Consider the following 12,593-nt stretch of genomic DNA (forward strand, 5'->3'; position numbering starts at 1 on the left):
CTGTCAGACGTCGATCTGTACGCCGTAGGTCCGCAGCCAGAAGTCGAAGCCGAGGGCCATCTCGATGTTCGACCGGCTGTGCCACTCGTGGGCGACACCTGACGGGTCCTTGATGGCCTGCCGGGCGGCGTCCACGTCCAGGTACGGCAGGACCGGCGAGTTCGAGTCGTCGAGCACGGCGCCGAACTCCCGGTGCAGGGCCTGGGTGTACGTCGGGTCCTGGGTGACGGGGTACGGGCTCTTCGGACGCTCGATGACCGACTTGGGCAGCAGGTCACGGGTGGCCGCGCGCAGCAGGCTCTTCTCCCGCCCGTCGAAGATCTTGAACTCCCACGGGGTGTTGTAGACGTACTCGACGAGCCGGTGGTCGCAGAACGGCACGCGGGTCTCCAGGCTGGAGGCCATCGCGAGGCGGTCGCCCCGGTCGAGCAGCATCGGCAGCCAGCGGGCCAGGTGCGCGTAGCTCAGCTCGCGCATCCGGTGCTCGCGGACGCTCTCGCCCTCCTGGTGCGGGGTCTCGGCCTGCGTCGTGCGGTAGTTGTCGGCGTAGTAGCCGTACATGTCGAGCTTGCCCAGCAGGCCGGCGGAGAACAGCCCGCGGCCCTGGCCGTTGCTGCTGCCCTGCTGGCGCTTCTCGGCGGCGACCCAGGGGAAGGTCTCCATGCCGACCAGTTCCTCGTCGTGCAGCCACTTGAAGCCGCCGAAGATCTCGTCGGCGGTCTCGCCGGTCAGCGCGACCGTGGAGTGCTCGCGGGTGGCCCGCAGCATCAGGTACAGCGAGGTGTCCATGTCGCCGAGCATCGTCGGCATGTCCTGCGCGATGATCGCCGCCTGCCGGGCCGCCGGGTCGATCAGGTCGGCGGTCCCGAGCACGATGTCGGTGTGGTCGGCGCCGACGTGCCGGGCGAGTTCCGCCGCGTACGGCGCGTCCGGGGTGTCGCGCTGGTCGTCCGGGGTGAAGTTCTCGCTGTAGCCGACGAAGGTGGCGGTGATGGTGCGCACCGCGTCGTCCCCGGCCTGGGCGCGGGCGATCGCGGCCAGCGCGGTGATGGCGCTGGAGTCGATGCCGCCGGACAGGGCGGTGCAGAGCGGGACGTCGGCCACCAGCTCGCGGGTGACGATCTCCTCCAGCATCGACCGGACGGTGGCGATGGTGGTGTCGAGGTCGTCGGTGTGCGGCTTCGCCTCCAGCGCCCAGTACCGGTGGAGCACGGCGCCACGGCGGCTGACCGTCAGGGTGTGGCCGGGCGGCAGTTCGCGCAGCTCCTTGAAGACGCTCTGCCCGGGCACCTTCGCCGTCGAGAACAGCTCGCGCAGCCCGTCGGCGTCCACGGTGGGGCGTACCAGCGGGTTGGCGAACAGCGCCTTGGGCTCGGAGCCGAACAGCAGGCCCTCGGGCAGTGTCTTGTAGAACAGCGGCTTGATGCCCATCCGGTCGCGGATCAGCACCAGTTCCTCGCGCCGCACGTCCCACACCGCGAAGGCGAACATGCCCTCCAGGTGGTTGGCGCAGCCGGTGCCCCACTCCACGTACGAACGCAGCACCACCTCGGTGTCGCTGCGGGTGCGGAAGCGGTGGCCGCGGCCCTCCAGCTCGGTGCGCAGCTGCTTGAAGTTGTAGACCTCGCCGGTGTAGGCGAGGACGGCGAGCTCCCGCCCGTCCTCCTCGGCCGACATCGGCTGTACGCCGCCGGCCAGGTCGATGATCGAGTTGCGGGTGTGTCCGAGCGCCGCGTTCGGCGCTATCCACACGCCCCGGGCGTCAGGACCGCGCTTCCCGAGCGTGTCGGTCATCGCGTCAACGGTCGGCCGCTCCTCGGTGAGGTCGCGCCCGAAATCCACCCAGCCGGCAATACCGCACATGCGGAAACTCCCTTGCTCTTCTCGGTTTCGGGGCATCCCGGCAGCCATCGTCTTCCGACTGCCTGGACGGGTGCTCAAGTCCGGCCGGAACCCGGCCGGGACAGGGGGTCAGAACGGCCACGACTCCAGCCGCCAGGCGGCGTCGACGAACGCCCACTCGTACCGCACCGCGTGCCCGGCCCGGCGCACCAGTTCCCGGCGGTCCGCGGCGGAGGACTCGGCCGCGATCTCGTCGGCCAGGTCCAGGAACTCGTCGAGCATGCCCCGGTAGAAGTCCCCGGGGTGGGCCTTGCGGACCTCGGGCGCATACCGCGAGGCGGGGTCGTGGTGGTCCAGCAGCTCGTCCGTGACCAGCAGGTACAGCCACGCCGACGGGATCAGCGCGCCGATCCCGGCCGCGAGCGAGGCCGCGCAGGAGTCGCCCAGGAAGCTGGCGTAGCTCAGCGTCGCCGGGGCGGCCGGCGGCGGACCGGCGTCCGCCGCGTACGGCAGTCCCAGCCGCTCGGCGGTCTCGCCGAAGCTGGTCAGCCGCGCCGTGCAGTCCTCCAGCGACCCGGCCGCCATCCGGCTCAGCAGCGCCGCCCGGCGGCTGTCCCGGGCCAGCGCCGCGCACCGCGCGTGCGCCCTGCCGTAGGAGGGGAGCAGATGACAGGAGTCCTGCAGGGTGAAGTGGACCAGCGCGGCCCCCGGCAGAGTGCCGTCCCGCAGACCCCGGTAGTAGGGGTGCTCACTGATCCGCCGGGCGCCGTCGGTGACGGTGCCGGTGAGTTCGGCCCTGACTGAGGTTCGCGTCGCCATGAGGGCAGCCTGCGCACCCCGGCTCAATCGCCGCTCGAGCGGCTCACGGGGCCATGGCGACAAGGTGTGCGACAGCGCGCGCCGGTGCGGGCGCCGGCCGTCCGTCACGAGTCATATATCGGTGAAGGGTTGGGACGAGACATGCGGGTGCTGTTCACCACCTGGGCCTGGCCGTCACATCTGTACGCACTCGTACCGATGGCGTGGGCCTTCCGCTCGGCGGGCCACGAAGTGCTGGTGGCGACCCAGCCGGGGCTGCGCGAGGAAGTACTGCGGACCGGGCTGCAGGGAACCGCCGTGGGGTACGACGTCGACGGAGTGGGGATGGTGCGCGGCTACATCCTCCCGTCCGAGACCGACGGTCCGCCGGTCAGCAGCGCGCCGCACGCCGCGCGCGGCCCGCGGGCGCTGCAGATGTTCCTCGCGCACGCCGAGTCGATGACCGAGGACCTGGTCGGGCTCGCCAAGGAATGGCGCCCCGACCTGGTGGTCTTCGAGCCGACGGCGCTGGCCGGACCGATCGCCGCGGCCTCCGTCGGCGTACCGGCCGTCCGGCTGCTGTACGGCACCGACCTGATGCTGCGCGCCCAGCAGATGCTGCCGGACGCCATCGCGCCGCTCGCCGCCCGCTTCGGGGTGGCCGGGCCCGACCCGTTCGGCGCCGTCACCGTCGACCCGACGCCGGCCGGGCTCCAGGTGCCGGGGGAGTACCGCCGGCTGCCGCTGCGCTACGTGCCGTTCAACGGCCCCGGCGAGCGGCCGGAACCGCTGCCGGAGCGCCGGGACCGGCCGCGGGTGCTGGTGACCTGGGGCCACACGATGGCCAAGCTGGACCCCCGGCGGTTCCTGGCCGGCGAGGTGGCCCGGGCGATCGCCGGCCTGGACGTGGAAGTGGTCCTCGCGGTCGCGGGGGAGCAGCGGACGCTGCTCGGCCCGCTGGCACCCGGCGTCCGCATCGAGGTCGACGCACCGCTGCACCAACTGCTCCCGGAGTGCGACCTGGTGGTCGCTCACGGCGGCGCCGGCACCGTCCTCACCTCGCTGCTGCACGGTGTGCCGATGCTGCTGATCCCACAACTGCCCGACCACGCGGGACACGCCGCGCGGGTCCTGGCGGCCGGCGCGGGAGAGGTGCTCACCCGGGACGAGGCGACCGCGGAGCGGATCAGGGCCGAGGTGAGCCGGCTGGTCGCCGACGGACCCGAGCGGGCCGCGGCCGCCGCGCTGCGCACGGAGATGCTCGCGCAGCCCACCCCCAGCGAGGTGGCCGCGGAACTGGAGACGCTGGCCGCCGGGAGCTGAACCTGTCGTCGTTCGAGCCGTTGTCGAGGGCGTCCCGCCAGCGTGGGGCCCCCGACGCGACCGGGAAGAGGTCCTGCGAGATGCCCACACCGACCGAACCTGTGGCCTTCCCCTTCAGCGACCCGGCGGGCCTGGACGTGGAGCCGGAACTCGGCCGGCTGCGCGCCGGCGCCGGCCTCTGCCCGGTCCAGCTGCCCTACGGCGGCCCCGGGTATCTGGCGGTGCGCCACCAGGACGTCAAGACCCTGCTGTCCGACCGGCGGTTCAGCCGGGCCGCCTCCGTGGGGCCCGACGAACCCCGGCTGCTGCCGATCGTGCAGCGCGCCAATCTGCTGATCGCCTCGGACGGCCCGGTGCACGACCGGCTGCGCCGGCTGCTCGCGGCGGCCTTCACCGTCCGGGGCGTGGAACGGCTCCGGCCGCGCGCCCGGGAGATCATCTCGGACCTGCTGGACACCGTCGGGAAGCAGGACGGCCCCGCCGACCTGATGGAGCTGTTCGCGCTGCCGGTGCCGATCCTGATGATCTGTGAGCTGCTCGGCGTGCCCGAGCCCGACCGCGCCCGGTTCCGGGCGCTCGCCGAGTCCTTCCTCGCCGCCAAGCTGCACCAGCTGACGGCCGAGCAGATCGGGGCGGCGGGGCAGGAGCTGCGGCGCTATCTGACGGATCTGGTGGCCGGCCGGCACGACGAGCCCAGCGACGACCTCCTCGGATCGCTGGTCGCCGAGGGCGATCTGAGCGACGAGGAACTGGTCGGGATCGCGGTCACCATCCTGATCGCCGGCCACGAGGTGCTCGCCGACCAGCTCGCCAACTTCACCTACTTCCTGCTGACCCACCCCGGCCACCACCGGCAGCTGCTGGACGACCCGGAGCTGATCCCCGCCGCGGTCGAGGAGATGCTGCGCTACACGCCGCTGGGCGTGAGCACCGGCTCCCCGCGGCGGGCGACCGAGGACGTCGAACTCGGCGGCACCCTGGTGCGGTCGGGGGAGTACGTGCTGCCCGTCATGACCGCCGCCAACCGGGACGACACGGTGTTCGCCGCGGCCGACGTGGTCGACTTCGAGCGTCCGCACAACCAGCACCTCGGCTTCGGCTTCGGCGTGCACCGCTGCCTCGGCTCCGCGCTCGCCCGGCTGGAGCTGCAGGAGGCCATGCAGGCGCTGCTGAGCCGTTTTCCCGGGCTGCGGCTGGCGGTCCCGCCCGAGGAGCTCACCTGGTGCACGGGCGGCCTGGTGCGCGGCCCGCACACCCTGCCCGTCACCTGGGACGCCTGACCACCTGAACATCTGAGACCTGAACACCTGAGACCTGAAGACCTGTGCGTCCGCGCCGCCGGACGTCCGGAAAGACCGAACGTCCGTACGCCTGAATTCCTATGTGTGAGGAGTCGTCATGGATCTGCAGCTGAAGGGAAAGCGGGCCGTCGTCACCGGTGCCAGCCGGGGCATCGGTCTCGCCATCGTCCGCGCCCTGGCCGCCGAGGGCGTGGAGGTGCTCGGAGGCGCGCGGACCATCGGACCGGCGCTGTCCGAGGCCGCCGCGCACACCCTGGAGGTCGACCTGACCACCACGGACGGTCCGGCCCGGCTGGTCGGGCACGCGGTGGAGACGTTCGGCGGCCTGGACATCCTGGTGAACAACGTCGGCGGCCGAACCGTGTCGGCGCAGGGCTTCCTGGACCTGGACGACGAGGGCTGGGCCAAGGGGTTCGACCTGAACTTCTTCAGCGCCATCCGGACCATCCGCGCCGCCCTGCCCAGCCTGATCGAGTCCAGGGGCGCGATCGTCAACATCGGGTCGGTCAACGGCCGGCTCGCCGCGCCGCGCCTGGTGGAGTACTCGGCCGCCAAGGCGGCGCTGACCAACCTCACCAAGTCCCTGTCGGAGGAGTTCGGACCGCAGGGCGTACGGGTCAACACCGTGTCCCCCGGGCCGGTCCGCACCGACACCTGGGACAGCCCGGAGCGCGCCAAGCGGATGGGGATGGCCACGGCCGAGGAGCTGGTGGCCGCGGTGCCGAAGTGGATGGGACTCACCACCGGGAAGATCATCGAGCCGGAGGAGGTGGCCGCGATCGTCGCCCTGCTGGCCTCGGACCGGCTGCCCGGCGCCACCGGCGGTGACTGGCTGATCGACGCGGGCATGCTCAAGTCCGTCTGATCCGCCCGCTTACTCTCCCGGTCACTTCCGATCCCTCCCGGATCAATTCCGGACCCCTCCCGATCCTCGCCATTCCACAGACAAACGTGATCGAGGCGCTCGCCGCCCTGGGCGGGCGGACTGCGCGCGGCACGGTCAAGCGCCGCTCAAGGCCTGCTCCAAGGCGTGCGATCACCATCGGTCGTGATGGGAGATGCCATGCGGACCTCAGATCGTCGGGAAGACGTCGTGCCGCACCACCATGTGGCGGGCCTTGGAGCGGGACCCGCCAACCTCAGCCTCGCAGCATTGGGGGAGGATGTGGTGCCCGGAGGCGTTGTTCTCTTCGAACGTCGGGAGGGGCCCGCATGGCACCCCGGACTGCTCGGCTCCGGCACCCAGCTGCAGACGTCCTGGATCAAGGACCTGGTCTCGCTGGCCGACCCGCGCAACCGGCTGTCGTTCCTCAACTACATGGTCACCACCGGCCGGATCTACGCGTTCCTCAACGCCCAGTACGAATCGATCCCGCGTCTGGAGTACGCCCGCTACCTGGCCTGGGCCTCCGGCCGGCTGGGCTCGGTGCGCTACGGCTCGGAGATCACCGAGGTCGACTTCGCCGACGGCAGGTTCGTCCTGCGGGGCCCGGAAGGGCCGGTGGCCACCGCCACCCACGTCGTCTTCGGCCTCGGCACCCGCGCTGACGTGCCGGCCTGCTTCGCCGGCCAGCAGATCGACGGCGTGGTGCAGGCCGAGCAGCTGGAGTCCCATCTGGCCACCGTTCCGAGCGTGCCGTACGAGCAGGCCATCGTCATCGGCGGCGGGCAGACCGGCGCCGAATGCGTGCTCAACCTCGTGCAGCGCGGCTTCCGGGACATCCGCTGGATCGGTCGCCGGCAGTGGTTCGCACCCATGGACGAATCGCCCTCGGCGAACGACTTCTACCGCCCGACGTATCTGCGCTTCTTCCAGGGGCTGCCGGAGTCCGTCCGGGAGCGGTACGTCGCCGAGCAGACCCTCACCAGCGACGGCGTCTCGATGACCACGCTGCAGGTGCTCTACCAGGCCAACTACGAGGCGTTCCTGCGCGAGGGCCGGTCACCGGTGATGATGCTGCCCGGCCGCAGCGTCGTCGAGGCCTCGCAGCGGCACGGCACCATCGCACTGTGGTGCGAACGCGACTGGGGCGGCCGGGAACGGCACTCCGCCCGTACCGTCGTGCTCGCCACCGGGCGCAAGGCCTCACCGCTGCCCATCTCCCCCCACTTGCTCGGACTGCTCGAGACGGACTCGAGCGGAGAGCCGGTGGTGGACGCCGACTACTCGATACGGTGGAAGTTCTCGGAACACTGCCGGATGTACGTGCAGAACCGCAGCCGGGTCGGTCATGGACTCGCCGACCCCAATCTGAGCCTGCTCGCCGTCCGGTCCGCCGTCATCGTCAACTCCCTTCTGGAACGGCAGGTGTTCGCGATCCGGGACGAGCAGATGAACACGGTCTGGGCCTGACGCACGGAGTATCGAAAGGATGCACCAGGAATGACGACACAACCGTTCCACGTGATTATCATCGGCGGCGGCACCGGTGGGATGGCGCTGGCCCACGGTCTGAAACGGGCCGGGATCAGCGTGGCGGTGTACGAGCGCGACCGCACCAGGACCAGCGGTCTGCACGGCTACCGGGTCGGCATCGACCCGGACGGCAGCCGGGCACTCAAGCGGCTGCTGCCGCCCGAGCTGTTCGAGGTCTTCGTCAGCACCTGCGCCCGCTCGCCGAAGTACTTCAGCTTCCTCCGCGAGGACATGAAGCCGAACATCGTCCTGCCGCTGGTCGTCGACGAGGACCCGGTCAACAGCGAGAAGTCCGTCAGCCGTATGACGCTGCGGCAGGTCCTGTTCACCGGCGTCGAGGACCTCGTGCACTTCGACAAGAAGTACACGCACTACGAGAAGAACGAGGACGGCAGGGTCACCGCGTTCTTCGCCGACGGCACCGAGGCCACCTGCGACCTGCTGGTCGCCGCGGACGGCGCCAACTCCGCCGTGCGCGAGCAGTACCTGCCGCAGTCCAAGGTCGAGGACGCGAAGATCATCTCGATCTCGTCGAAGGTCCCGCTCACCGAGGAGAGCAAGGCCCTGCTCCCGAAGGAGGTCTTCGAGGGCATCGGGCTGGTGGTCGCGCCCAAGGGCTACAGCTGCATCCTGCACACGATGGAGTTCAAGTGGGACCGCGAGGGCAAGGTCAAGAACGGCATCGGCGGCAATGACGCCGAACTGCTCGACCAGTGGCCCGGCATGTTGTTCGACAACACCCGGGACTACATCAACTGGGGCTTCTGGGCCTCCACCGACAAGTTCCCGGCCGATGTCCTCAAGCGCAGCCGCGAGGACCTCATCCAGCTGACCCTGGACATGACGAAGGACTGGAACCCGGACCTGCGCAAGCTGTTCCGCATGGGGGAGCCCAGCACCACCTTCGTCATCAACATCCGTACCTCGGTGCCGATCGAGCAGTGGAAGTCCAGCAACATCACCCTGATCGGTGACGCCATCCACACCATGACCCCCGGCCAGGGCGTCGGCGCCAACACCGCGCTGCGCGACGCGGCCCTGCTGTGCCATCAGATCACCGAGTTCACCGAGGGCCGCAGCACGCTGGTCGACGCCGTGCACGCGTACGAGTCCCGGATGGTCAAGTACGGCTTCGAGGCCGTCATCGCGTCGAAGAAGCAGACCGGCGGCGACCAGCCGATCCACAAGCCCTTCACCGGCCGGCTGGTGCTGGCGAGCATGCGCGGCTACTTCTGGCTGGCGGCGAGGGTGCCGTCGATGAAGCAGAAGATGGCCCAGGAGCTCTACACCTACCGCGGCGGCGACCGGGACGACTTCTGACCGACCGTCGTAAGGATCACCGGACCTCAAGAAGCCTCAAGTAGCCTCAAGATTAAGAAGACGGAGCAGGCGTGGATCTCGGACTCAGGGACAAACGTGTCCTCATCACCGGTGCCACCCGGGGTATCGGCCGGGCCACGGCACGGGTGTTCGCCGAGGAGGGCGCCCGCGTCGCGATCACCTACCACTCGGCCGCCGACGAGGCGGAAGAGGTCGTCAAGGAACTGGGCGGCCCGGACCGCGCCCGCGCCGCCCACTGCGCCCTCGGTGACCCGGCGTCCATCGAGGCGGCGGTCCGCGGGGTGGAGGAGGCGTGGGGCGGTGTCGACATCGTGGTCGCCAACGCCCAGTCGTTCCTCTGGGTCGACCCCGACCAGCTGCCGCGCTTCGAGGAACTGCCTACCGAGGACTGGTTCCCGCTGCTGCGCGACAACGTGGAGGGCCACATGCTCGTGGTCCGGCACGCGCTGCGCGGGATGCGGGAGCGGCGCTGGGGGCGGGTCGTCCTGCTGTCCTCCGTCACGGCGGAGCACGGCAGCCCGGGGTCGGAGATCTACGGGGCCGCGAAGGCGGCGCTGCACGGGTTCGCACGCGGCCTGATGTGGACCAGGGACGGCATCCTGGTCAACGTCGTCTCCCCGGGCGGCACCCTCACCGAGAGCCTGCAGAACGTCGACCCGGCCATCGTCGCGCACAGCGGCTCGGAGACGCCCAGCGGCCGGCTGAGCACCCCCGAGGACGTGGCGCGGGTCATCGTCTTCCTCTGCTCCGAGGCCAACGGCAACGTCAACGGTGAAATCGTGCACACCGCGGGCGGCCGCTGACCCCGGACCCGTACTCCCCCCAGTGAGCAGCCCCCGGACGGATCGTCCGGGGGCTGACCGCTGTGCGTCCTCCGCTACGCGTCCTGCACCTTCTTGATCGACCACTGGGCGATCTTCAGCGACATCTGAACACCTTCGGTCGCGTACTCGACCATCGCCTTCTGGTACTCCGCGAAGGCCTCGGTCCGCTCCCGCTCGCCGCGTTCGACGGCCACCAGCGCCCGGGTGAGCGCGGCGGCGTCCCGCACCGCCGTGTTGGCCCCCACACCGCCCGAGGGCGGCATCGTGTGCACGGCGTCCCCCAGCGGTACCACCGGGCCGTCCTCCCACGCCTCGACCGGATCCGTGGCCCGCAACGCCACCGCGAAGGTGACCGCCGGCTCGGCGTGCCGGAAGATCCCGCGCAGGTCCGGGTGCCAGGCGCTGGTCCGCTCGACGACGAGCGCGCACAACTCCTCGCCGCTCAGCGCGAAGAACGCCTCGTCCGTCATGCCCAGGTCCTCACCGTGCACATTGAAGACCGACATGTAGTAGTCGTCGAGGTCGACCAGCTCCGCGTCCGGCCACAGCCGCGCCGCGGCCTCGGTGGGCCGGTTGCGGAACGTCATCGGCATCAGGCCGATGTGGTGGCCGTCGCTCCCGATCACATAGCTGAACCGGTCGCGCAGCACCTCCGGCATGCCGCCGTCGACGGCCGAGGCCCGCGGGATCCGGGAGAAGACCGTCCGCACTCCCAGATCCCTGGGCACGTCCCAGGGCCTGGCCTGGGCGCGGATCCGGGAGTTGGTGCCGTCCGCCGCCACCAGCACGTCGCCCTCGGCGGTGGAACCGTCCTCGAAGTGCGCGACGACCCGGCCGTCGGCCGTCCGCTCATAGCGTTCGAAGGTCTTGCCGAAGCGGACCACGTCGCCCAGGCCCGCGAGCAGGATCCGCCGCAGGGTCACCCGGTCGACGGCGTCGATCTTGTCCGGCGCGTTCCCGCGCGGATCCTCGAAGGCCGGCGCCCACTGCTGGACGAGGTGCTCGTCGTACGCCACCAGGCCGGCGTCGTCCCGCTCGTTGGACGTGGCGACCAGCAGCTCCACCAGCGCCGGCGGCAGGCACTCGCGCAGCGCGTACTCGCCCTCCGGGCTGATCCGCAGCCGGTAGCCCTGCCGCCGGCCCTCCGCCGACTCGTCGCGTTCGTACACCGTGACGGCGATCCCGGCCCGGTGCAGCCCCTGGGCGAGGCAGAGGCCGCCGATGCCGCCGCCGATGACAAGGACGTGCATGGGTGAGCGAGTTGTCCGCATGGCTTCCGGCACCTTCCCCTGCTGGCGGCACTGACCCCGGCAGGGTCGGGCCGGGCGCTCGTGCACCGCTGGAGGAACTTCTTGAGCTGTCCTCGATCGGGCCCTGCCAGCGTTCCGCCGACCGCCGGACGGGATTCGGCGGCTGGCATCGGGACTAGGCGGTGACATGAACGGCAGCAACGGCAGGGGATCCCACAGCGCCCCGCCCTTCAGGGTGATCCTCCGGATGGAGATCCACCCCGGCTCGCACGTCAGCTTCGAGCACACCTGGCTGGAGGTGGGCCGGCTCATCGCACTGGAGCCCACCAACCTCGGCCAGGTGCTCGTACGCAGCGTCGAGGAGGAGAGCGTCTACTACGTGATCACCGACTGGCGCGACGAACCCAGCTTCCGCGAGTTCGAGCGGAGCGAAGCGCATGTCGAGCACCGGCGGCGGCTGAAGCCCTTCCGCACCGGAGGCCAGATGATCCTCACCCAGATCGTGTACGACCTCGGCGGTGTGGGCGCCGCCGCAGCGACCGCCTGACCCGTCGAACGAGGAGTGGCATGGACGCGAAGGAGCTCACCTTCATCGGACTGGGCAACATGGGCAGAGGGATGGCACACACCCTGCTCAAGGCCGGGTACGCGCTCACCGTGTACAACCGCACCGCGCAGAAGGCCGAGGCGCTGGTGGCACAGGGCGCCTGGAACGCCCCGACCCCCCAGGAGGCGGCTGCCGGGCAGCGCGTCGTCCTGCTCAGCCTCAGCGACGAGCACGCCGTCGAACAGATCCTCTTCGACCAGGTGGCGCCGGTTCTGGACCGCGGCAGCATCGTGATCGACACCTCCACCGTCTCCCCCCGGTACGCCAGGGACTCCGCGGAACGCCTCGCGGAACTGGGCCTGCGCCGGGTGGAGGCGTGTGTGGTCGGCAACCCGTTCCAGGCTCACAAGGGTGAGCTGCGGGTGTTCGTCTCGGGGGCGGAGGAGGACATCGCCGAGGTACGCGACGTCCTGGACGTCATCAGCTCGGAAGTGATCATGGCCGGGGACCCGGGCATGGCGAGCACCATCAAATTGATCTTCAACCTGCTGCTCGGCGCGCAGATCGCGGCACTCGCCGAAGGCGTCTCCTACGGGGTGGCCGCCGGCCTCGACCGTGACCTGCTGATCCAGTCCATCGCGGGCAGCGGGTTCAGCTCGATGGTGATGCGCTTCCGGGCCGAACTCATGCTCAAGGGCAACTACGAACCGGCCTTCTTCCGTGCCTCGCTCATGGAGAAGGACCTGCGGCTCGCCAACAAGGCGGCCCAGGAGGCCGGCATCCTGCTCCCCGTCCTCGACATGGTCCGCGCCCGGTTCGCCGAGGTCATCGAGGCGGGCGACGGGGACAAGGACGCCGCCATCCTCATCGAGCACACCAGGACCTGACGCACCGACCGCGTCGACCCCGTCTTGAGCCGCCTTGCAGGCACAGCTCGCAGCATGGGCCGAG

Annotated in this window: 11 protein-coding genes; 8 read left to right on the top strand and 3 right to left on the bottom strand. The window is 70.5% G+C overall.

Annotation, left to right across the window (positions count from 1 at the left end; all coding sequences use genetic code 11):
• Positions 1-3: 3 nt before the first annotated feature.
• Both asnB and LNW72_RS35960 read right to left on the bottom strand, forming a co-directional pair.
• Positions 4-1,863: an asparagine synthase (glutamine-hydrolyzing) gene (gene asnB, locus LNW72_RS35955; RefSeq protein ID WP_250979226.1), complete on the bottom strand. Its 1,860-nt coding sequence runs from the start codon at positions 1,861-1,863 to the stop codon at positions 4-6.
• A 108-nt stretch (positions 1,864-1,971) separates the two neighbouring features.
• Complete coding sequence (locus tag LNW72_RS35960; RefSeq protein ID WP_250979227.1) at positions 1,972-2,661, bottom strand: TenA family transcriptional regulator; 690 nt, start codon at positions 2,659-2,661, stop codon at positions 1,972-1,974.
• A 141-nt stretch (positions 2,662-2,802) separates the two neighbouring features.
• On the opposite strand from LNW72_RS35960, the gene LNW72_RS35965 reads away from it, so the two are divergent.
• The 6 genes from LNW72_RS35965 to LNW72_RS35990 all read left to right on the top strand — a co-directional run bounded on the left by LNW72_RS35965 (position 2,803) and on the right by LNW72_RS35990 (position 9,824).
• Positions 2,803-3,963 (top strand): nucleotide disphospho-sugar-binding domain-containing protein, encoded by a 1,161-nt coding sequence (locus LNW72_RS35965; protein WP_250979228.1) that lies wholly within the window; start codon positions 2,803-2,805, stop codon positions 3,961-3,963.
• An 80-nt stretch (positions 3,964-4,043) separates the two neighbouring features.
• Positions 4,044-5,243 (top strand): cytochrome P450, encoded by a 1,200-nt coding sequence (locus LNW72_RS35970; RefSeq protein ID WP_250979229.1) that lies wholly within the window; start codon positions 4,044-4,046, stop codon positions 5,241-5,243.
• A gap of 118 nt (positions 5,244-5,361) precedes the next feature.
• Positions 5,362-6,129, top strand: a complete 768-nt coding sequence (locus tag LNW72_RS35975) for an SDR family oxidoreductase (RefSeq protein WP_250979230.1) — start codon at positions 5,362-5,364, stop codon at positions 6,127-6,129.
• A 198-nt stretch (positions 6,130-6,327) separates the two neighbouring features.
• Entirely contained in the window at positions 6,328-7,617 is a 1,290-nt protein-coding gene (locus tag LNW72_RS35980; protein WP_250979231.1) for a lysine N(6)-hydroxylase/L-ornithine N(5)-oxygenase family protein, read from the top strand.
• A 30-nt stretch (positions 7,618-7,647) separates the two neighbouring features.
• The gene (locus LNW72_RS35985) at positions 7,648-9,000 is read left to right on the top strand and encodes an NAD(P)/FAD-dependent oxidoreductase (RefSeq protein ID WP_250979232.1); all 1,353 of its coding nucleotides are present in this window, start codon (positions 7,648-7,650) and stop codon (positions 8,998-9,000) included.
• Between the two features lie 71 nt (positions 9,001-9,071).
• Positions 9,072-9,824, top strand: coding sequence for an SDR family oxidoreductase (locus LNW72_RS35990; RefSeq protein ID WP_250979233.1), 753 nt, complete (start codon positions 9,072-9,074; stop codon positions 9,822-9,824).
• A gap of 74 nt (positions 9,825-9,898) precedes the next feature.
• On the opposite strand, the gene LNW72_RS35995 is transcribed toward LNW72_RS35990, so the two are convergent.
• Entirely contained in the window at positions 9,899-11,116 is a 1,218-nt protein-coding gene (locus tag LNW72_RS35995; RefSeq protein ID WP_250979234.1) for an FAD-dependent monooxygenase, read from the bottom strand.
• A gap of 166 nt (positions 11,117-11,282) precedes the next feature.
• On the opposite strand from LNW72_RS35995, the gene LNW72_RS36000 reads away from it, so the two are divergent.
• On the top strand, positions 11,283-11,642 hold the full coding sequence (locus LNW72_RS36000; RefSeq protein WP_250979235.1) for an antibiotic biosynthesis monooxygenase family protein: 360 nt from the start codon (positions 11,283-11,285) through the stop codon (positions 11,640-11,642).
• 20 nt (positions 11,643-11,662) lie between these two features.
• On the top strand, positions 11,663-12,529 hold the full coding sequence (locus LNW72_RS36005) for an NAD(P)-dependent oxidoreductase (RefSeq protein WP_250979236.1): 867 nt from the start codon (positions 11,663-11,665) through the stop codon (positions 12,527-12,529).
• Positions 12,530-12,593 lie beyond the last annotated feature (64 nt).

The organism is Streptomyces sp. RKAG293, assembly GCF_023701745.1.
Classification (GTDB): domain Bacteria; phylum Actinomycetota; class Actinomycetes; order Streptomycetales; family Streptomycetaceae; genus Actinacidiphila.